Consider the following 22,447-nt stretch of genomic DNA (forward strand, 5'->3'; position numbering starts at 1 on the left):
AAAATGTGCACTAGGGATTGGATGAATCTGATCAACTAATTAGGCGGAATGGTATAAGTGGATTTATAAATAGTACAAGTAAAATCCCTTGTCATAATTCACAAAAAAACGGTTCAATAGTACGATCAGTAATGAGTTTTTAGCAAGACAAGGTTTGATGCCATTAAAGGATTGTAGATTAATATTCACTATTCATCATAAGATGAACCACTCGGTGCGGAGCCGCATGCAGGGTGGAGTGGGGTTGGAGGTTAGATACCTCCGGCTACCCGATTAAGTGCATTTTTCTGAGGCTTCGAATTTGTTTTTATGTTCTATAAAGCACTCAATTGGCTTCCTGTCACCATAGGTTTTAGTGGGCATAGAGTACTTTTCTCTTAATTTATTGGAGAGAATTGCAGCCTGTAACCCTAAAACCGAAAATTGATATTGTCTTTCTTTAAAAAAATCAATGTAATCAGGAAATCCATCGCCATATTCAGCCGCAAAAGATACTCGCTCATTACTATCAGTCAACTTATTGGGGAGGTCTAATGCTTCATACATATATTCAAAAGGTAATGACTGCCATTTCCCATCTAAGTCATTAACATTAAATTTGGGTGCAGATATCATTGGAGTAGAAATACCTTGCTCATCTTGTTCCCCATTATCACAAACTACTTCGAAACAATCTCCAACAAAGTTATCCAATAAACACGTCAGTCGTACCGCTAGATATCGAGCATCTGTTCTATGAGCTCGCCATTCACTATAATGCTCTCTTAAGACGGTTAATACAGAACCAACTACAACACCAATTAACCCAATCCAAAACTTTTCCAAAACAGTCCCCCCATTGACACATAACGAGGCTGTAGAATTTCTCATTTTTCAGCCTGTTTATTTTAAATAAAAATGACAGTAGCCTACATTTACTTGAGATTAAATAGATTATTTTGTTTTTATTAACTAATTGATTAAATTGAGTCATAAATGGGATTAGAGGGCTAAATATACGGGATTTATTGAGTTAAAGGCTGAGCCATTGCTTTAATGTAAACTATTACTTAACCTCTCGCTGCTCAGGAAAAAAATGAACAAAACAGTACATTTCGCATTGATGATTTATTAAGAATTGGCTTTATATTCCCACGAGGGGCATTTGAAAAAAAGAAAACACACACATGCAAAGAATGCAGACTAAAGTCAGCGCCCCAAAGTCAAAGGCTACCAATTGAATTTGATCATTGGATCTGCCGTTGAATGCGTGTGTCTTTCCCGTCAATAAAACTGGCGGCAATGGCAAAAAAAACGGTCGAAAGTGAAAGCATCGATCAAACTCGGTGTCGGTGACCGTTTAGCCATTTTTTGTGCAAGTGGATTTATAAAAAGTACTAGTAAAGAACTTTGTCGTAGTTCGAAAACCAAAGGGATCAATAGTGCGATCAGTAATGAGTTTTTAGCCAGATAAGGTTTGATATCATTAAAGGATTTGTGAATTAATATTCACTATTCATCATAAGATGAACCGCCCTGTGCGGAGCCGCATGCAGGGTGTTGTGGGGCTGGAGGTTAGATACCTCCGGCTACCCGATTAGGTATATGATTCAATGATTGGAACAAGATTTTCAAAGTTTTCTTTACACGATTTAATTACTTTGTCGTAAATAATTTGATCATTTGTTTCATGAAATTCTATGCACATATAATAATTTTCAGAGTTGACTTTAGCAAAAACAATCCACTCTCCAGTTAATTGGTTACGCTCAGATCTCTTTTCAAAAAGCTCATGATTACCTAAACTAATATCTCTAGCTAGTGCTTTACAGTTTTCAACAGTGCTATCTAAACCTTCATATTTTTCAAATGCATTTTTAATAATAGATTCTATATTTCCTCGGTTATTAGCAATTTGCATATTTTTAGCAATGAAGTGAAAAGAAAAAAAGTGCTTATGCCAAAGCCCCTTCAAAGGTAGCTTAGAAAATTTAGTTTCTTGTTTAGTACGACTTTTCGTAACGGTGCACTCTAAAGCTCGGAGTTCTTCAAATATCATTGAGGGGTTTAAGCCTACAGTATTGGCATATACATAGAGATCTAATAGAAAACGTTCACTACACCTTGCTCTTATATTTTCATCTCTAATAAAAAATACGGAGAAAGCTTTTAAATCTTTAGGAGTTACAGTGAGAACTTCATTGTTACGATCTATTTGATAAGTATTTGTAAATCGGGTCAAATTAACTCCTCATGCCTAACGCCCGCATAAACTGCGAAACATGTTGGACGCTTTTTTGCGTCATTTTATTCTAAGCAAAAATAGGACAATGTGTGACGTCAGATTTCGTGCGCTTGTTATGAAGCTAAACTTGCGATCTGTAACAGGATTTCTGTTAAAGTATTTGCACAATAATCTAGGTCTGGCAGATTAGGAAATATCTCTGTTAAATATGAATGTACAGTTCCTGCTAGGTCAGATTCATTTAACCAACGTCCAATCCCTTCACTTACGACATCAGAGTTGTCATTAATATACTCTTCAATATTTGTTTTATCTTGTTTAGATAACTCTTCCGTTGCTTTCACAGCCTCAGTAATTTTTTCAAGATAATTAACTTCAAACTGGCTCTCTATTCCATCTGCATTACTAACAAACCAAGATTCTGGCTTTTTCCCTTCTTCCAGAACAACAGAAAACCCTTCGGTTTTATTTTTATAATACTCTTCTTCCACGATATACCTCGATGAGCTTAATAACAGTTTATTGAACCGAAAAATTCCATATTTTAGGTGGAAATCGGAATAGTTTAATTTGTTAAAATTAACATAAAAATGCGTTTATCGTACATAAAATCAAACAATTAATATTTTTAATCAAATTACTGTCATGTGGATAGATGGAAAAAGTCCGTATTAACAACAGAAACATGGAATACTGAAGGTGCTGTATATAAAAATAGTCAAAGAATTAAAGGAGAGACATAAATGACGTCTCCATTTTTAACGCTATAGCTTAAAGTATACGAGTTCATCTCTATGCTGAAAAATCTATTAGGACTTATTTATATTGGGCAGATTCAAGTTGCATAACAACCTTATATTGACTTTAATAATGAATAACATCTTTATTGAAATCACTAAATTGCTTTGTGCCCTTTTCGACTTAAGTCTCTGTATCGAAAGCCTCTCAAAAATAGCTTAAAAGAGGCGGTGGTTTTATAAATTTAATTTATATTTGGCTGTATAAACACTAAATCTGTAATACCAATATCAATACCTGATTGACTGAGAAGCGTGGTGATTTGGCCTCTATGATGTGTTTGGTGGTTAAACAAGTGCATCAACAGATTAAAAAGCGTTTTATTAGCGGTAACACCTTTGCTATTTTGGTAATTAATTGGCTGTAACAATGCTTCATCGGTTAATAAATTAGCTATTTCTAGCAATGCTTCATCCAGCAATACGCGGCGATCTTTAAGGTCATTAAAGTTATTGGCGAGAAATACATCTAGTGACTCAGGCATTGGTAATGCAGCAATAGGCGCATAAGCGTCATATGTTTGTAAAACAACTGAGCATCTTTTTAACCATAAGGTATCAGCAACGCAAATATGATTTAACGAGGCAAAAACAGAGCCAAAATACGCACCTTTATCTTCATGATATTTTTCTGGTGTCATTGTATTCACTGCTTCGTATATTTTTTGATTCATCCACTGGTTATAGTCTGCCATTAAGTAGACATGTTCTTTCAGTTTCATAAAAAGGGTTTCCTTACTGGATCTTAAGAGAGATGGCGAGATTGTAATATTATTTTAGCAATGTATACCCTATTAATTTCACTATTTAAAAAATGATCAATACCCAATGTGACATGCTAATGATTAAAGTGAAGTGATTCAATCAATCGATTTATGAAAATCTAGCATTGATAGGCTAAAATGCTCGCCTTTTCACACTGAGACGTTACAATTATTTAACCTTTTAAAATAATAACGATAGAGAGTCCAAATGATTGAACGTCAACAAACCAAACAACGTATGAGCCGAGTAGTAAAACACAACGGTACTGTTTATTTATGTGGTCAAGTCTGTGCTGATGCGACTAAAGACATCAAAGAACAAACACAAACTATGTTAGACAAAGTAGATGAGCTTTTGATTGAATCAGGTAGTTCACGTAAGCACATGTTATCGGCAACTGTTTATGTTAAAGATATGGCATTACATTTTTCTGGCATGAATGAAGTTTGGGACGCATGGGTTCCAGAAGGCTTTGCCCCTGCTCGTGCATGTGTAGAAGCAAGTATGGCAAGAGATGTGTTATTAGTTGAAATTTCGGTTATTGCTGCTGTTAAATAGTTAATACCACCCATGCTCGATTAACTATATCGTCGTTAACAGCTATTCTATTTAAAGATTGTATTAATCTATTCTATGTAGCAATAGCTGTTATTAAGCCGCCCCCCTATTCCCACCGTTATCGTTAGGAAAATCAATGAGTAATTTATTACCTCCATTACACCCCGTATTTGTCTCTTCACTGCCTGCGGATTCAAATTTAACTAATACATCCCGTAGTGTTGAACATGCTGCCTACTCATTTGTGACACCGACGCCGACAAAATATTCTAAGATTATTTGTTGTAACAATGAACTCGCTAAAAAGTTAGGTTTTTCTGAAGAAGCTTTAACTTCAACTGACTTTACTGATTTAATCAGTGGTAATAATCTTGACGCTAACTTGCAACCCTATGCAATGAATTATGGGGGGCATCAATTTGGTCAATGGGCAGGACAGTTAGGTGATGGGCGAGCAATTAACTTAGGCCAATATTTAGTTAAAGAGCATAAAGACAGAAACGAATATGTCACTTTACAATTAAAAGGATCAGGCCAAACGCCCTATTCCCGCAGAGCTGACGGCATGGCTGTTTTACGTTCTTCTATTCGTGAATATTTATGTTCTGAAGCTATGTATCATTTAGGCATCCCTACAACGCGCGCATTAACCTTAACACTAACCGGTGAAGAAGTTATTAGAGATAAGCTTTATGACGGTAGAGCCGCTTATGAGCCTTGTGCAATTGTCTCTCGAGTCTCTCCTTCATTTTTACGTTTTGGTTCAATCCAATTACCCGCTTCTCGCGGTGATTTAGATTTATTAAAACAAACACTTGAATACAGTATTACGCATGATTACCCAGAATTAATACCTGAGTCAGGTGTGATCGATAAGTCAGTCTATTTACAATGGTTTACTGAAGTTTGCGAACGTACTGCACACTTAATTGTAGAATGGATGCGCGTTGGTTTTGTACATGGCGTGCTTAATACCGATAATATGTCACTGATTGGTGAAACGATCGACTTTGGCCCTTACGGTTGGATTGATAACTTTGACCTTGACTGGACACCAAACACTTCTGATGCAGGCGAGAAACGTTATCGTTTTGGCCAACAAGGTTACATTGGACAATGGAATCTATTTCAACTTGCTAATGCTATTTACCCATTAGTCGATGAAGCCGAACCGCTGCAAGATATAATCACCAGCTATACTCGAATTTACCAAGGTAAATGGTTAGGTATGATGCGTAATAAACTGGGTATTAAAGTTGAACAAAGCCAAGAAAACGAAGCGTTAATCGAATCAGATCTATTGTTAAGTAAAGAGTTAGAACAGTTATTATCTCGAGTGAATACCGATATGACTTTATTTTATAGACTCCTTGCTAACTTAAGCAGTCAACTTGATATTCAAAACAAAGATTTATTAATCACTCACTTTTCTGAATGTTTTTATAATATGGAAGAAGTAACTGAAGATTATTTGTCTATACTCATTGAATGGTTAATTAAGTACCAATCAAGATTGTTATTAACACCAATAAGCGATGAAGATCGTAAAGTAAATATGGATAAGGTTAACCCTTGTTATATTTTACGTAATTTCCAAGTTCAAGAGGCCATTGAGTTAGCTGAAAAAGGGGATTATTCGAGAGTGTCGGTATTGTCTGAATTGTTAACAACGCCTTACACACAGCAAGAAAAATATAAACAATTCGAAGTCAAACGTCCTGATTGGGCAACCAATAAATTCGGCTGTTCTGCACTATCATGTAGTTCATAGGCTAATTATTACACTTGTGAGTCATAATCTTGTGAACAAGTTCATGTTGTGATATCTAATTGACTTTAAATAGAGAAATTATAATATGAACTCTCGATAATTAGTTTATTATAACCACAATAACACTACTAAATAGGTATTTATGACTCAAACTAGACTGCAACTTCAACAAATCGTGTTAAGTTCAGATAGCTCACAGCTATTATTAAAAATAACACCTATTTATGCTGAAATAAGTGCAGACGATATTATTGACTTATTAAACACCCCTTCTTTGCCTCGATTTAAATTAAACCTTGAAGGAATAGATAACGCCGTAGCTGCTTTTGCAACTTTATATGATGCAACCAATGATGATGTAAAAGCGTTTACTCCTATCGCGGTTGCTGATAAGCAAGATGCCACTTTAGACATCATTATTTCAGACAACCTGATGAGCGCGTGTACCACTATTACAACTGCACACGGGGGTTCCCCGATAACCTTGAATGACATTAAAAACAAATGTGATCAATTAGGTTTGAAATTTGGCTTAATAACAAAAAACATATTTAGTTTACTGAATGTTTGTAAAACTGCCCAACCAGGTAAAGTGTTTAAAATAAACATAGCGAATGGCATCCCTGCTATTGACGGTGTTAACGCTAGGTTCGAAAAGTTAGTGAGTACAGAAAGTCATCGAAAGCCTAAACCTAAGCTGTTAGAAAATGGCAAAGTTGATATGCTTGATTTAGGTCAATCGATAACGGTAAAAGCGGGGACGGTATTAATGAAAAAAATACCAATGATAGTAGGCAAGCCTGGTAAAACGGTTACCGCTGAAATTATTGAGCCTAAAAAGTCAATTGATGCCTCTTTTGTTATCGAAAAAAATGTTGAGATTGATCCTAATAACCCTTTACAACTTCTCGCTGCGACTTATGGTATTCCTATCGACAAAGGAGACTTTATAAAAATTGATGATGTTTTACTGTTAGAAAATGTCGATAATAGGTCAGGCAATATCATATACGATGGAACCGTTGTTATCTCTGCAGACATACATGAAAATATGAGAGTAAAAGCAAGCGGTGATATTACTGTCATGGGCTTAATTGAATCTGCCGAGGTTATTTCTGGTGGTGATTTAACCGTCGAAATGCCCATTATTGGCCATATCAGTAAAACAGATGAAGAATTTACCTGTAAAATAAAGTGTGGGGGTAATTTAACGGGGACCATTGCACAGTATGCAAGTTTAAATGTCGCTAAAAATTTAACTTTAACTAATCAATTAATACATTGTGAAACAGTCTGCAATGGTGATGTTGCTATCCATAATAACGCATTAAGCCAAGGCAGTATTATTGGAGGTACAACAACAAGTCACAAGGGTATTAGAGCAGTAACAGTAGGGACATCTGGCAGTACTAAAACAATTATAAATTTAATCAGTATCGCTAAAGAGTTAGAGCTTGCAAAAAATAAATGCATAAAAGAAATACAGCTATTTGATAAAATGATAGCCCAATTTAAGAAAGCAGAAAATAAAGCAGATACCATTCAAGATATAGCCATACGCAAAAAAACCAAAAAACAATTATTTATCGAAAAACAGCAATATCGAGATCAAAGTGATCGAGTCCAAGCAAAACTTGCTACTATCAAAACCAAATTAGAACAGTCTTATCAAAATACTTATTTAACAGCAACTGCTAAGCTATACAGTGATACCATAGTTAACCTTGACGGAAAAAATTGGTCAAGTACCCAAGAATTTGGTGCAAGTACTGTTTCAATTGTTAATAATCAATTACAAATAACCCCCTACCAAGCACAGTAAACTAATAGTATCAGATCTATTCACCAGCATAGATTTTCTGCCAATATTCAGTTAATTCATTGATGAAGATAAAAATATATCAACTTAATCGTTAAAATCACTGACAGGCTCTAGCACCAGAAGCCATTAAAGGCTAAAATTCTGACCATTATTTTTTCCAGACAATCCATTTAACACAAGAGAGCATTCAGATGGGAAGAGCATATCAAAACAAAAAGTTAGACATGGCAAAAACGGCTGGCGCTAAAACTAAAGTTTACTCAAAATACGGTAAAGAAATATATGTTTGTGCAAAAAATGGTGGTTTTGATCCAGACGGTAACCTAACACTTCGTCGTTTAATTGATAAAGCAAAAAAAGACCAAGTTCCTGCACATGTTATTGACCGAGCGATTGATAAAGCGAAAGGTGGCGGTGGAGAAGATTATGTACGTGCAAGCTACGAAGGTTTTGGACCTGGTGGTTGTTCTGTCATTGTTGACTGTTTAACTGATAATGGTAACCGTACTTGGACTGATGTTCGTAACTGTTTCAATAAAACAGGTGCAAAAATCGGTTCTCCTGGCACCGTTGCTCACATGTTCGAACATCAAGCTGTATTTGTATTTGATGGTGATGATGACGAAGCTGTGCTTGAAGAGTTAATGATGGCCGATGTTGATGTGGTAGATGTAGTCGCTGAAGACGGGAAAATATCTGTATTCTGCCCTCACACTGAATTTAACAATGCAAAAGTAGCATTGCATGCTATTTACCCAGAGACAGAGCTTGAAGTTGAAGAAATCACCTATGTGCCACAATCTGATACTGAAGTCACTGAAGAACATGTTGAGAAGTTTGAAAAATTCTTAGAAATGTTAGACGAATGCGATGATGTACAAAATGTATATCATAATGGGATTCTACCTGAGTAGATTTATCGACTGATTATCCATTATTAATGACTATCAATGATGAGTGCTAAATAGCGTTAATAATGTTGATAGTGTTGATAGTGTTGATAGTATTGATAGTGTCTAAGATAACTAAAAGCCACGTTTTAATAACGTGGCTTTTTTATTACTAGTGCTTTATTTGCAACATTTCATTACGAAAGCCTTATTGCTAAAGCTTTCGTAAAATATAACGAGTAATGAATGACCTCTACTATTACTCACCACAGCCTAATGCTAATAAGGTGGCGTTTCCTCCGACCGCAGTGACATTGGTTGTTAAGGTTTTTTCGGTAATAAAACGTAATACTAAACTTTGGTCTCGTACCATTTCTAGCCCCTCCAAATCCGTTTCAACAATTAATAATGCAATTTGTCCGTCACGCTCTGCTAACTCTCGATTTAAACGAATAGCTTCTGCTTCACTTCCAACAAAGCCAACACCAGCGATAGCTGGGTCAACAATCACTTTTTCAAGTGACACCAAGTTTTCAACGGCTATGATTGGCATTTCAATATCAGAAAAAGTACACACTTGCTCAAGAGTACTGATTATATCTTTATGTTCAGGTAGTGCCGCCATGACCACACTGTTACCTGCCACAAGCGCACAACTTACCAACGCAATAAATGCTTCGATAGGTGCGTCTTGCTCTGCCATGATCACAAAAGGACCACGTCCAGAAGTACTTAATACATTACTTTCCCCTGTCGGACCTGGCATCTCTTCTCCTGAAGAGATAAGCGGTACAGCATGTAAACTATGGAAATCAACCATTTGCCCCGGCAATAGCCCTAAACTGTGTTGTAACTTTAATAGTTCGCTCCATTGGCTGATTAATGTAATACGTTGTTCAATCTCAATAGCATTCCAAGTTAACCATGCTGATGTTGCTTTCTCAATGACTGATGTTGATTGTTGGTCATTTGAATCTTGAATTGATTTAGACATGATTAACTCCTTTATACTGTTTCAAAATTGATAGGATCTGTTTTATCAGTATCCATCACAACCGAATTTAATACTTGCTTAGTAAAGCGATGAATATAACGTGGTCCACCAGCTTTAGGTCCTGTGCCAGATAACCCCTGCCCACCAAATGGTTGTACACCAACGACCGCGCCAACTTGGTCACGATTGATATAACAGTTTCCAACACGACTTGAGTTAGCAATTTGCGTATAAGTTGTTTCGTTACGACTGTGTATACCCATGGTTAAACCAAAACCAGTATTATTAATTTGATCAACCACTTGCTCTAATTCAGATGATTTAAAACGAATAATATGCAAGATAGGACCGAACTGCTCTTCTGTTAGTTGCCCTAAATGATCTATTTCGATTGCCGTTGGTGGAACAAAGTCGCCTTTACTGCAACTATCGTTGAGTTCAACCTGTGCTAATAACGTATTTTGTTTAGCCATCTTTTGTATATGTTCAGTCAACTTATCTTTAGCCGCTTTATCAATAACCGGCCCCACATCCGTACTATGTAAATAAGGTAAACCAACTGATAATTCTTTCATTGCGCCTTTGATTAATTCAATCACACGTTCAGCAATATCTTCTTGGATAAACAACACACGTAATGCAGAACAACGCTGACCTGCTGATGCGAACGCAGAACGAACAACGTCACGAACAACTTGCTCTGGTAATGCAGTACTATCAACAATCATGGCATTTTGACCGCCCGTTTCAGCAACAAAAGTCGCAGGTAAAGCGTCTCTTTTAGCTAAATTACGGTTAATTGCTTGAGCAGTATTTGTTGAACCTGTAAATACAACACCCGCAATACGTGTATCAGACGTTAAAGCAGAGCCAATTTCAGCCCCATTACCGGTTAACAAATGAATGGCTTGCTCTGGGAAACCTGCTTCTAACATTAATGATACAGCGCGCGCTGCAATTAATGACGTTTGTTCAGCAGGTTTTGCAATCACAGTATTACCAGTGACTAACGCAGCACTAATTTGGCCAAGGAAAATCGCTAACGGGAAATTCCATGGGCTGATACAAACAAATACCCCCTTACCTTTACGACGAACTTCTTGAATGATGTTATCAAAGCTCACATTCGCTTCACTGAATGAAAGACTGTAAATAGCTTGTTGACCATAGTAACGACAAAAGTCTACTGCTTCTCGCACTTCATCAATACAATCATGAATTGTTTTACCTGCTTCTTGATGACATAACGCAATCAATTCAGGCATATTCTCTTCAAGTAGGTCAGCTAAGTTATATAAACACTGAGCACGTTGATCAACTTCAGTATTATTCCAATATTCATAATAACTGTGTGCACTTGTTAAGGCTGTTTCAATCATCTCAGGCGTTGAGAACAAAACTGAACCCACATCAATGCTGCGATCATACGGTGCAGTACAACGCTGTAAAGTTGCATCATGTGCCGCATCAGTATGCATTACACCATCGACAATCGGTCCTGCTTGCCAATAATGTCCATCGAAAGCTTGAATTTCTTTTTCTAACGGCGCTAGCTCACTTTCAATATCAATATTAACGCTACGTGAATTTTTTCTATCAGTAAAAATAGACGGTGGTAAAACGATCAAACTGTTATGCAATGTAGGACGTCTTAACAAAGTATCCACTGGATGCTCTGTTAACTCTTCAATAGGACAATTAGCGTCAACGAGTCTATGCACAAATGAACTGTTAGCACCATTTTCTAATAAACGTCTTACTAGGTATGGTAAAAGATCTTTATGATTACCTACTGGTGCATAGATACGCACATTACTCTTGAACATCTCCATCACATGATAATATAAAGCGTCTCCCATGCCATGTAAGCGTTGAAACTCATAAGATTGATGTTGTGCCATTGTTGTTATCGCAGCAACGGTGTGAGCATTGTGAGTCGCAAACTGAGGGTATATAAGTCCTTCAATATGTGCACTTAATAGAAAACGAGCACAAGCAAGGTAAGAAACGTCAGTTGCTTCTTTACGTGTATATACCGGATAGTCTGCAAAACCATTTTGTTGAGATAATTTAATTTCAGTATCCCAATAAGCGCCTTTCACTAAACGTAAAGGGATCACATCCCCCTGTTCCTTTGCTAAAGCAGCTAACCATGCCAATACAGGTAATGCGCGCTTACTGTATGTTTGAATAACAATGCCTAACTTTCCCCAACCTTGCGTTGTAGGATGACGATATAATTTTTCAAATAAATGCAATGACAGCTCTAATCGATCTGCTTCTTCTGCATCAATGGTTAAACCTACTTTTAATTCACGTGCTTTTTCAATGAGTAACAACACCGTATCAAACATCTCTGTCATAACTCGCTCTCTATTAGCGACTTCGTAACGAGGATGCAATGCAGAAAGCTTAATAGAAACAGTCGCAGCGTTGGTTTGATCTGCTTGATTTAACGATCTATGCCCTACTGACTCAATGGCTGTCATATAATCATTAAAGTATTTTTTAGCATCACTTGCTGTCAGAGCTGACTCACCCAACATATCAAATGAATAACTGCTGCCTTGGTCGATAAAAGACTGACCATTCTTTTGTGCTTCTTCAATACTGCGCCCCAGTACAAACTGATGCCCCATTATTTTCATTGCTTGATTCATTGCTTGACGAATCACCGGCTCAGACAACTTATTAACAAGGTTACCAAGCACACCAGTCACATTTTTTTTAGTGGTTTTCTCTATATTAACAATTTTACCTGTTAACAATAGTCCCCACGTTGACGCATTCACAAAGACCGAATCAGATTTTTTAAGATGTGACTTCCAATCAGCAACACTTAGCTTGTCTTTAATGAGTGCATCAGCTGTTTCTTTATCTGGCACACGCATTAATGCTTCCGCTAAACACATCAGTAAAATACCTTCTTTGGTATCTAAACTGTATTCAACTAATAAGGCATCAATCATATGCACTGCATTCTTATCTTTACGCACACGTTTAATCAAATCAGCCGCATGATCATTAATTAAATTAAACTCATCCTTTGACGGTGTCGCTAATGGTAATAGCTGTTGTAACCAAAATGACTCATCCACCATATACAATGGTGATATTAGAGACCATAACGTCGCTAAGTCAGACTCTATAAAATCTTCACGTAGAGTATCTACAGCAATAAATGATGACATAAGCAATTCTCCTAAAAGTCATAGCATTGGTTAAGGCTATGTTAAATAAATATGACTAATTTTCGATAGTATTTCTAATTGAATAGAATTTCTTATCAAAAACTACGATTGATATGTCTAAAAGTACGATGAGATTTTTTATGTGACAAACGTCACATAAAGATTAATGGCGAAACTTGGAAGGAGAAGTGCCTTGTAGCTTTGTAAAACTATGCGTAAAGCTACTTTGGTTTGCAAATCCACTCGCGCTAGCGATTGAAGCTAAGGTTAACGAATTATCTTCTAATAACTCTTTAGCCAAATTAAAACGCATCTGCAATATATATTGATGAGGAGTTAGACCAACTTGTTGCTTGAAAAGAAGGTGAAATTGGCTTTCACCTAAGAAGACACAGCCCGCTAACTGAGCGACTGTAATTTTAGTAGAAATTTGCTGAATAATAAAATTATCAATAATCGTCATATTGATTCTACTTCTTGGTATTAGCTTCTGAGGATATTCAGTATTAACGTGACGCTGTAGTAAAGCAATAATAGTATTTTTACAGGCATCAGTGACCAATAAATCATCAGGTGATTGACGGATTTCTTTAACGAGTAACTGTAATAAACATTGAAATTGATTATCGATTTTAAAATAATGATTATTGTTAAAAATAGGCTCAATACGTTCGTGGGTATATTTATCTAAATTGCTTTGATTAGGTAGGTTTAACGTTAATATTTCAGACTCTCCAATACCGTTGAATGCATGACCAGATGAAGCCGTTACAATACACCCCTGTCCAGGTACGATTAGGTTTTGTAGTCCCTCAATACTAAATTCAGAATAGCCTTTTAATGCAATCACTAACTGATGATGATCGTGATCATGCTGTTGTACTTCATTGGGTAAAGTAATAACTTCAACGGGACGGACAGGTCCAGGGTCAGGTGGTTTCATAATGACTCCATTAAACAATCACAAACGACTATCTATTGTAAAAACACATAAAAAACTAATTATAAAAATCATGTCGATTTAATACTAATTCGAATATTAAAATAGTCCAATTAGGTCACTAAAATAATCAATAAATTAGTTTCAAAAATTTATTCCTGAGAGTAAGCATTAATTAAAAATCTAGCAACAAAAATTTAATTAAAAAGTCATAGAAAATCATTAATTATTTCCAATTAATGGGAGGTAAGTGAAAAAGGTAATTGAAACTCGTTGAGAAAGATAAACCAAAGGAAGTATTAAGTCGGTGTATTCTTGTGGCGCGCATGATTGATTATAGTGAATAATGATTAGACGCTAAAATAAAAACGATCAATAAATAACGGCTTTAATTCAGAAACTGAATTAAAGGCTAAGTTATCTATATTAGTGGATATATAAACATTATTTCGTATTTGAAAACACTAGAATAATCGCGATTGGAAGCCTCTTACTAGTGAATATCACTTACCAAGAACGGCAATACCACTTAATGACACCACTAAGCAATACTAAAGCATTATTCTTTATATAAATTATTAAAACCTTTTACGCTAAACCCATTTAATAACTGATCACCAATTTTTAAAACAGGCACACCACGATAGCCCGTTTTAGCAAACTCTTTTTGTCCTGAAGGACTTTTAACATCGACTAATCTAAATGCTATTTTTTGCTGTTCAAGATATTGCTTTGCTGTTTTGCAGTGAGGACAATTAGCCATAGAAAATAATGTAATACGCTTCATATAAAAATTCCTAAAATATTCGAGAGCAAAGTAGAAGGATAAGTGTCAATTTGAACGTGCCATACAGGCAATTCAAATTGACACTTATGCACTACTTGTTAAGACGATTAATGACCACAACCACCTTTAGCATGTGCATGACCGTGTGATAACTCATCTTCAGTTGCAGCACGAACACTCACCACTTCAATATCGAAGGTTAATGTTTTACCCGCAAAAGGATGGTTTAAATCACAATCAGCATTGAAGCGCCCTACTTTAATAAGTGTGACTTCTTGCTTACCTTGGTTAGATTCAACAACCGCCGTCATACCTGCAGTCCATTTTTTAGCACCTTGTAAATGCTTAAGAGGAATACGTTGTAATGCATTTTCACGACGTTCACCGTAAGACTCTTCCGGTGTTAATGTCACTTCGAATTTGTCACCCACTGTTTTATCAACAAATCCTAATTCCATTTTTTCAAATAAACCACCAGCACCGTGAAGATAAATCAGTGGGTTATTACCTGCACTATCTTCTAATAGTTCAGTGCCTTCAGTAAGACGATAGTGAAATTCAACGACGCTATTGTTACTTATTTGCATGTTCTTTCCTTTTGAATATTGATTCTTTTTATCTTAATTATAAATTAAATAAGAGATAAATAAGAGTTTATAAATTAATGTTTACGATATGTTCTGAGACTTTATTAGTGATTTTTTACTAACAAGTCTTCACCATTTTTAATTGTTGGTTAATGATGTAACTGGTTAATGATGTAACTGGTTAATGATGTAATTAGTTAATGATGTATTTAATCTAATGTAAATACCGACAAAGGTATTTGGTGAGCTAATATATGCTCTTGTTTAATTGTTTGTCTTTGTGCTGACATCGCTGTAAATAACTTATCAAGTTCTAATGGGAAATCACCTTGATTGCTTTTATTCATCAAGTATTGCTTAGCAGTGGACTGCTTAAAATAGTCGAAATCATGTCCACCTACATTAAAGTTTATCAAAGCATGGGCGTTAGGCGATAAAATGGCAGAGGCACCACTAGTGATAGCGATCTTAATACCTTCAGGGTCAACGTCAGCAAAGCATAATAATTGATGAGATCCTTTAAAGCGTCTAAAGAAATCATAAGCACGACCCGTACTTTGTTCTCGCTTTACGTCTCCACGGTAAACCCATAAAGCATTCACTAAGTGTTTCGCATTATCCATTAACACGAGCTTATTTAAATTGGCCATCACCGCCAGATTTTCAACCAACACAATATGTTTATGCTCTATGGTCTCTATCTTATTCGCATTGATATAAATACCCAGTGATGACAACGCATTAATATCTAAGCTTTTTGAATTAATGTGTAAGGTGCTCAATGAATTAACTAATACAAAATCTTTACTAACAGCCAGTGCATTGGCTTTTTCATCATTATGATGGGCAGCAACCTCTATTCTAGATTGCTGTTCAGGGTAAGCATCAAAAAGGAGATCAACATTTAATTGTGACTTAACTAATTGAATTATTGCTGCTCTGTCTTTTTCAGTATAAAGCCAATAGCCATTAACAATGCGTCCAATTCGATGCGTATCAACCAGCCATTGACAACTTTTAACCGTCTTAACATTGCCAAGGTCAGCTTTAAGGTGCTTAGCAAAGAAGTTGTATTGTATTTTATTAAAATGATGACCGTTCATCGTTAGTTCACTTTTACTACAATGTCACTATAAGACCAGTTATGAGAGATACCGGCTAACTGTTTTCCTTTAGGCTTTATATCAATCAATGCTTGTTGGGCATTGGTTAGCTTACAGTAACTACTAAACACTAACTCAACCCACGCAACAGGTTCTATATGTTGCTTTTCACGATGCCATTCAGGTAATGCTTCTTGCCAATAACTCACTGCAGAAACAGCCTCGTTAGTCGTGATAGTGAGTTCAAATAAGCGTTCAGTTTGTTCTTCAAAGTAATCATAGCTGAAGCTCATTGGTACATTGTCTAAAACTTCAACGGAAGACGTTTCACGCGCGGAAGGTTTAGTGACGCTATTAAGCTTGCGTAATGATTGCACTATTTCTATTAAAGCTTGCTCATGCGCCGTTTCTTTAACATTAATATAAGATTTAATCGGCATAGGCGCTGCAAATCGTAGCGATTTAGGCAAGGCTTTGTCTTCGAAGATCGTCTCATTAATTTCAAATTCAGGATGCTTATTTAAGTATCGCGCCATATTACGCAATAAACTTGCCTGTTTTTCATCGCGTCTTAATTTGAATAAGCTAAGGCGCATACTATCAATGATAAAGCGCAATCGAGGTAACGTTTGATTAAACCAATAAATAAAGCCACTAATTTTACGTGCTAATTCAACAGGACAAGCCCAATTCATCCACTCGTAACACGTTTCAGGGTCTATCTGTTGTAATTCTGTTAATAGTTTTTGTGCATAGGTTAACGCGCGTTCATTTTCACGGACTTTAGCGCTGATGGTCGACACAAAACCAAACTGACTAGAAATCGCATAATGCATATTATCTAAGCTAACGTTTAGATTGTCTTTCGCTTCGTATAGGAGATCGTCTAACTGATCTAAGTAATATTCAGCATCATCTTGCTGGCCGCCAATAACTGACAACTGGTAATCATTCACCGTATCTTCTAAGACATCAATGACCTTACCCATATCGGTTAGCTGACGATAACTGCTTTGTTTACGCATTAAACGATTAAGCATACGCTTAAGTTCAGCACTCACTCGGTAATCACCCGGCTCATCATCAGGTCTAAGTAATGACTTTTTATGTAATGCCGCTATTTTACGTGCGTCATCCCCATCACCTTGCACAGAGCCAAACACATAAGCTTCTGCTAACAACTGATCATTTGCACCTAGTTGACGTAATAATTCAGCAACGTCTTTTGTATCGTAACCCGCCATTAAAACAATAACTCTTCTTGTTGCTGTTCTATTGTTTCCGGTAATTCAATCCGTTCTGAGTCATTTAAAAACTCGATAAGCAAATACACTAAGTCAAATCGCGCCGTTGCAAAGTAACGACTACTGCCTGTATTTTTGCGAACAAAATAACCTAACTCTTCTAATTTATGAAAAACAAATACCAACTGTTCGCGGCTTTCCAGTTTATTGGTTTTAAAAGGTTTGATAGCCGTTAAATGACGTAACTGTTCACGTAGCGTTTGATCATGTTCAAAGGGGTCAAATAAATCATTAATGTTGATGATAGATTTAGCATGAATAGGTAAATCTGTTTGACTGGCCGTTAAAATTAGCTCTAAAAATTCAACTAATGGGCGAAACATGCCTCTGATATCAGTAAACAAAGCACTGAGCTCAGCAGTGTTATTACTGTCCACTTCATTGAAAGTGCAATAGAAAGCATCTGCACTGTCTAAATAAGTTAATTGACGGTCTAGATTTGATAAAAAATCCGTGACACGATCTTGATTCGATTGGGCTTGTAAAAACAAGTATTCGTCTGCAAAGCCTGTTTCACAAATAACGGCACCAGTCAGTAAGTGTTGTACTGTTTGTTTAAACATCTTGGCTCTCCGTCTGTGTTGTTTCAGTAGTCATTGCCGTATTATTTTTTTCTTCACTATTATTTGTTTCTTCGCTATTATTTGTTTCTTCAACATGCAAGTGTAAAGAGGCTTTTTCCACTGATTCAACAGCTAATGACTCTGCATTTAATGTGTCTGATACTTGCTTACGCTTTAATAATAATTCATCTAAACGCGACGTTGGAATATGCGCATGAAAAATCTTATTGTCTTTGATTTTATAATGACGTTGATATAACGATAATATATGACGATCCGTTGAAGGAGAAGCCGATAACATGGTAATCGCATTATCATTAAACATCGTTAATAGTAGATCGATATTCTCTGCGGCTAGCTCACCTAATTCATCTACCGGTAGTATGATTTGTGTTTGTGTACCACTCTCGCCTCTTAACATGCCTAATATGCCAGCATATAAAGACAACATCGCTAAATAGGATAACCCTGTCGAGCTGATCTTTTTAAGTTGTCTGGCATTACGAGCATGCTTTAACTGCCCTTTCTCAGAGATAGTAAACTCAATATCAAACAACTGATGATGCGCTAATGCAAAGCCATCACTTGGTAAATAAGCAGACAATTTTTGCATCGCCACGATTAAATCGTCTGGGATATCACCGACGCCTTCACGTAGATCATCACGATACTTATCAAACAACTTTGCAAACTGTTGTAACGGTCCCCAGTAATCAAGCTCTTCTTGCTTCATCACGGTATTCACATTGATATCTGCTAATGCTTCAAAGTGTGCCAGTTTGGTCACGTTACTTGATAATTGTTTACCAATGCTTTTAATACGACGTGCAAAGTGTTCAATGTGCTGATAAAACTCATTGATCATATTGGCGTTAACCGTCACTAATTGATACGTATTTTTTTGTTTTTGAACGGCGCTACTCAGTAAATCTGCAATGGGATGTTGATATTTAAATAAGCTACGTGCTCCTTTATAAATATCATTATCTGCCACTAACTTAACCCAATTTTCATACAGTTCACTATTACCGTTGTTTTTACCAAAGGCCGTATTAAATTGTGTAATTTGGCTTTGTAAGCGTTTATCAATAGTTTTGAACTGTTTAATCCAATCACCACAGAAGGTCACCGTTAAATCTGCATTATTATGAGGTTCTGCCTCAGATAAGACAGCTTCAATACCATATTGCTCACATTCTCGTTGTGCTAAACCAAGTTGTAACAATAAGTCAGCGTCATCGTTTAATTGTTGCGATACTTTTTTATGTAGCTTCTGCTTTTCACTGATTAAATTGGTTTTTTCAATGGTTAAATCAGCTAAGTTATTTTCAAGCCCACGCTTTTGTACTTCGCGGTTTTGATTCTGTTCAACCAGTTGATCACGATGAACATAGCGTTCATTCATAAATTGTTGGTATTCTCGCGCTTTACGCGCCCAAACTGCACAAGCTTCAAGCTGTTCAGTCAGTTCAACTCGTTGCTTGATGCGTTTATCAACCTCACCATCAGGATCTAACTTATCTAAGGCTTGATCGCGTTGTTGTTTATAATCTTTTTGACGTGTTTTAGCACTCTCTAGAATAGAAGCTAATTGCTCTTCTAATTGCTCTAATTGGCTATCACGGTCAGACTCAATCACCATACGTTGATCTAACATTTGATTATTAAGCTCAAAACGTTGTTCTTGTTGTAACGCTTTAAATTCTTCTAACTTAGTTTGCTGTTGTTTAATTTTGGTGTTGAGTTTTTTAATATTGTCTTCAAAAGCGAGTGCAGCTTGTTTTAAGTAACGCTGTTTTTTAATGTCGAGGTTTTCTTGTTGCGTTTTAAACTGCTCACGTTTCAATTCTGCTTTTTGTAAACTTTGTTTACGCTCGCTGATCAAGACGGTTTGGTTATCAATTTGTTTATTTAAATCAGTCAACTGTACGTTAAGATCTTCACCCTGCTTATTTAAGGTGGTGATTTTTGTTTCAATCTCATTTAATTTTTCACGCAGTTCGTTTTCATTCAACTGCAAGTCGTTATCTTGTAGTTGGTCTAAATCAATTTGTAACCCAAATAAACTCAGTGGCGATGCTTGTGTTAACCATTGAGGCGTTAAATCTTTGCGTGCTAATTGCTCTGCAGACAACACGCGCCCAATATTTTCTTTCCAGCCAGTTGCTTGGCTTTCATTGCTTAAGAAGTGCTGAAGTGAATCAACTTCAGGTAATAACTGCAGTTGTAGTTGTTGACGAGATTTTTTAGTACTTTCTAACTGACGGTTATTTTTAGTATATTGCTCTAGTAATAACAGACGCTGTTTATCGAGTGTATTTAATTGTTCGTTGTCACTGCTGAGTACTTGTAATAGATCGCTTAAGTTATCTTTTACTTCAGACATATTACCTTGGTTAAGCTCAATCTCTGCTTGTAACTCAGCATCAACTTTAATGCTTTGTTGTTCCATTTTCAGCATTTGTAACTGATTTTGTAAGGTCTGCAGGTCCATATTAAGTTTTAAATAGCTTTCGTTTAACTGCTCATTTAATTTACTTAATTGTCCTTGGTAAGTTTCAGAGATTGCAGACAGCTGAACACTGGCTTGATCTTTCACTTTTGCCACTTGTTCATTATTGCGCGCTTCATCTTTTACTTTCTGTAAGGTTAACGCTTGTAACAAAGATTCGAATTTAGATTGGACTTTATTTAGGTTACCTTCAAAGGCTTCAATGATCTCATTAACATCGTTCAGAGCTTGTTGGTAACGAGGTGCGTTATCTGCTTGAAGTTGAAAACTAGCCGCATCGTTGTCGTCGAATTTTAATTTATCTTCATCTAATAAATCGATACGACTTTGATCCGCTTCTATTTTAGCCAACAGTTTACTGATCTCAGTTTGTAACAAACTACTTTGTTCTTTTAACTGTTTATCTAATGTCGTTATTTCATCTTTGAATTGAGATTTTTGCTCACTACGCTGCGTTTGCAATGAAGAAATTGTTTGTTGATGAGCTAACATTTCTGCATGCAAATGTTGTAATTTAACTAATAAATTGTCTAACTGCGTAAAGTCCGTTTGCCAAAGTGCAATTTTATCACTTACTTTTTGAATAGAACGACTGGCTTGAATATCTGCTAACCACAAGCTTATATCTTGCTTATTAAGCGTAATTTGCTCTTTTTCTTCACCTACTGACCTTGCGATATGGTCGCTAGCAATAGCCACCAGCATTTGTTTTACCGCATCAAAATCCAGGTTCTTTTCAATCGTGCCGTTAACCACTTTATCTAAATGAGGTGTTGCTAGGTCACTAAAAGAGAATCTGTTTTGTAGTTGTCTTACTTCTTTAACTTTACGACCACTGCGTAAGTTTTGAATCACTTGACGATATTTATCAACACCCAAATAAACTGAACACTCAACACCTAGGTTGCGATAAACTCTTTCTACTTCAGAGACAGTTAAAGGAATTTGGTTATCACCAATAAACAGATGACTATCAAAACCGCTATCAATGAATTTAAACTGTACGCCACGTCCATCTGAACTGGCTAATGCCATACATGTTTGACCGCCTGGACGTTGGTATTCATAAACCAACATACTCGAGTCTCTTGGAAGGTAATAATCAGCAAAATTCTTAGCTTGGTCAACCTTACTCACGATATCACTTGGGCGCATTCCATAGAATAAAGGTAACAAACGCATTAGTGACGTTTTACCCGCACCATTAGTCCCTTCAAGCTGAGTATGACCAGATAAATCTAACTCGTTAACTTGTCCTTTCCAAAAGCTATCGATAATAATAATACGTAATAATTGATAGACTTGTTGTGCCATGGAAGTTCCTTGTTAACTAAAATATATGAAAGAAGAGAGATAAATACTGCGTTATTCTAACGGTATAAAAATACGACGCAAAAAAACTCATCAATTTATCGTTCTTAAGCAATTTTGTCGACCAGTTTTAAGTCAGATATTACGTTAATTTTAATAATTGCAGGATATCTAATCAATCCTTTTAAAACTCAAATACAAACAACACTATAAATACAAATATAAAGCTAGATTCAAATTGATATCAAACTCAATACCATTGTAAATTGACGATTAGGAATAAGTAACCTCAATAACGGATAAGTAAAACGAAATAGGATGGTTATCC

The 22,447-nt window shown here is 36.1% G+C and carries 18 protein-coding genes; 5 read left to right on the forward strand and 13 right to left on the reverse strand.

What is annotated here, in order from left to right:
* Positions 1–273: 273 nt before the first annotated feature.
* Positions 274–870, reverse strand: a complete 597-nt coding sequence (locus V6255_RS01245; protein ID WP_341626511.1) for a hypothetical protein — start codon at positions 868–870, stop codon at positions 274–276.
* A gap of 433 nt (positions 871–1,303) precedes the next feature.
* Between V6255_RS01245 and V6255_RS01250 the strand changes: the two genes are divergently transcribed.
* Positions 1,304–1,453, forward strand: coding sequence for a hypothetical protein (locus V6255_RS01250; protein WP_341626512.1), 150 nt, complete (start codon positions 1,304–1,306; stop codon positions 1,451–1,453).
* Positions 1,454–1,576: 123 nt separating this feature from the next.
* Here the strand turns inward: V6255_RS01250 and V6255_RS01255 are convergent, their stop codons facing one another.
* The 3 genes from V6255_RS01255 to V6255_RS01265 form a co-directional block, all read right to left on the reverse strand.
* Complete coding sequence (locus tag V6255_RS01255) at positions 1,577–2,221, reverse strand: hypothetical protein (protein ID WP_341626513.1); 645 nt, start codon at positions 2,219–2,221, stop codon at positions 1,577–1,579.
* A 116-nt stretch (positions 2,222–2,337) separates the two neighbouring features.
* Complete coding sequence (locus tag V6255_RS01260) at positions 2,338–2,715, reverse strand: hypothetical protein (RefSeq protein WP_341626514.1); 378 nt, start codon at positions 2,713–2,715, stop codon at positions 2,338–2,340.
* 491 nt (positions 2,716–3,206) lie between these two features.
* On the reverse strand, positions 3,207–3,743 hold the full coding sequence (locus V6255_RS01265) for a DinB family protein (protein ID WP_341626515.1): 537 nt from the start codon (positions 3,741–3,743) through the stop codon (positions 3,207–3,209).
* Between the two features lie 250 nt (positions 3,744–3,993).
* On the opposite strand from V6255_RS01265, the gene V6255_RS01270 reads away from it, so the two are divergent.
* The 4 genes from V6255_RS01270 to V6255_RS01285 all read left to right on the forward strand — a co-directional run bounded on the left by V6255_RS01270 (position 3,994) and on the right by V6255_RS01285 (position 8,851).
* Positions 3,994–4,344, forward strand: a complete 351-nt coding sequence (locus V6255_RS01270; RefSeq protein WP_341626516.1) for a RidA family protein — start codon at positions 3,994–3,996, stop codon at positions 4,342–4,344.
* A 136-nt stretch (positions 4,345–4,480) separates the two neighbouring features.
* Positions 4,481–6,115 carry a protein adenylyltransferase SelO gene (locus V6255_RS01275; RefSeq protein ID WP_341626517.1) on the forward strand — a complete coding sequence of 545 codons (1,635 nt, stop codon included), beginning with the start codon at positions 4,481–4,483 and terminating at the stop codon, positions 6,113–6,115.
* A 142-nt stretch (positions 6,116–6,257) separates the two neighbouring features.
* Positions 6,258–7,937, forward strand: coding sequence for a FapA family protein (locus V6255_RS01280; protein WP_341626518.1), 1,680 nt, complete (start codon positions 6,258–6,260; stop codon positions 7,935–7,937).
* A 191-nt stretch (positions 7,938–8,128) separates the two neighbouring features.
* A complete protein-coding gene (locus V6255_RS01285) occupies positions 8,129–8,851 on the forward strand; it encodes a YebC/PmpR family DNA-binding transcriptional regulator (protein ID WP_341626519.1) in 723 nt (240 codons plus the stop codon).
* A 235-nt stretch (positions 8,852–9,086) separates the two neighbouring features.
* Here V6255_RS01285 and V6255_RS01290 read toward each other — a convergent pair whose 3' ends face one another.
* The 9 genes from V6255_RS01290 to V6255_RS01330 all read right to left on the reverse strand — a co-directional run bounded on the left by V6255_RS01290 (position 9,087) and on the right by V6255_RS01330 (position 22,122).
* The gene (locus V6255_RS01290; RefSeq protein WP_341626520.1) at positions 9,087–9,821 is read right to left on the reverse strand and encodes a hypothetical protein; all 735 of its coding nucleotides are present in this window, start codon (positions 9,819–9,821) and stop codon (positions 9,087–9,089) included.
* An 11-nt stretch (positions 9,822–9,832) separates the two neighbouring features.
* Positions 9,833–13,012, reverse strand: coding sequence for a bifunctional proline dehydrogenase/L-glutamate gamma-semialdehyde dehydrogenase PutA (gene putA, locus V6255_RS01295; protein ID WP_341626521.1), 3,180 nt, complete (start codon positions 13,010–13,012; stop codon positions 9,833–9,835).
* A gap of 163 nt (positions 13,013–13,175) precedes the next feature.
* Complete coding sequence (locus V6255_RS01300; protein ID WP_341626522.1) at positions 13,176–13,955, reverse strand: AraC family transcriptional regulator; 780 nt, start codon at positions 13,953–13,955, stop codon at positions 13,176–13,178.
* Between the two features lie 556 nt (positions 13,956–14,511).
* The gene (locus tag V6255_RS01305; protein ID WP_341626523.1) at positions 14,512–14,739 is read right to left on the reverse strand and encodes a glutaredoxin family protein; all 228 of its coding nucleotides are present in this window, start codon (positions 14,737–14,739) and stop codon (positions 14,512–14,514) included.
* A gap of 107 nt (positions 14,740–14,846) precedes the next feature.
* On the reverse strand, positions 14,847–15,326 hold the full coding sequence (locus tag V6255_RS01310) for a peptidylprolyl isomerase (RefSeq protein ID WP_341626524.1): 480 nt from the start codon (positions 15,324–15,326) through the stop codon (positions 14,847–14,849).
* Between the two features lie 209 nt (positions 15,327–15,535).
* Positions 15,536–16,429 carry a DUF7281 domain-containing protein gene (locus tag V6255_RS01315; RefSeq protein WP_341626525.1) on the reverse strand — a complete coding sequence of 298 codons (894 nt, stop codon included), beginning with the start codon at positions 16,427–16,429 and terminating at the stop codon, positions 15,536–15,538.
* A gap of 2 nt (positions 16,430–16,431) precedes the next feature.
* A complete protein-coding gene (locus tag V6255_RS01320) occupies positions 16,432–17,673 on the reverse strand; it encodes a hypothetical protein (RefSeq protein WP_341626526.1) in 1,242 nt (413 codons plus the stop codon).
* A complete protein-coding gene (locus V6255_RS01325; protein ID WP_341626527.1) occupies positions 17,673–18,296 on the reverse strand; it encodes a hypothetical protein in 624 nt (207 codons plus the stop codon). The genes V6255_RS01320 and V6255_RS01325 overlap by 1 nt, the downstream gene beginning before the upstream one ends.
* The gene (locus V6255_RS01330) at positions 18,289–22,122 is read right to left on the reverse strand and encodes an ATP-binding protein (RefSeq protein ID WP_341626528.1); all 3,834 of its coding nucleotides are present in this window, start codon (positions 22,120–22,122) and stop codon (positions 18,289–18,291) included. Before V6255_RS01330 ends, V6255_RS01325 begins: the two co-directional genes overlap by 8 nt.
* Positions 22,123–22,447: the final 325 nt, after the last annotated feature.

The organism is Psychromonas arctica (genome assembly GCF_038155225.1).
Taxonomy (GTDB): Bacteria; Pseudomonadota; Gammaproteobacteria; order Enterobacterales; family Psychromonadaceae; genus Psychromonas; species Psychromonas arctica_B.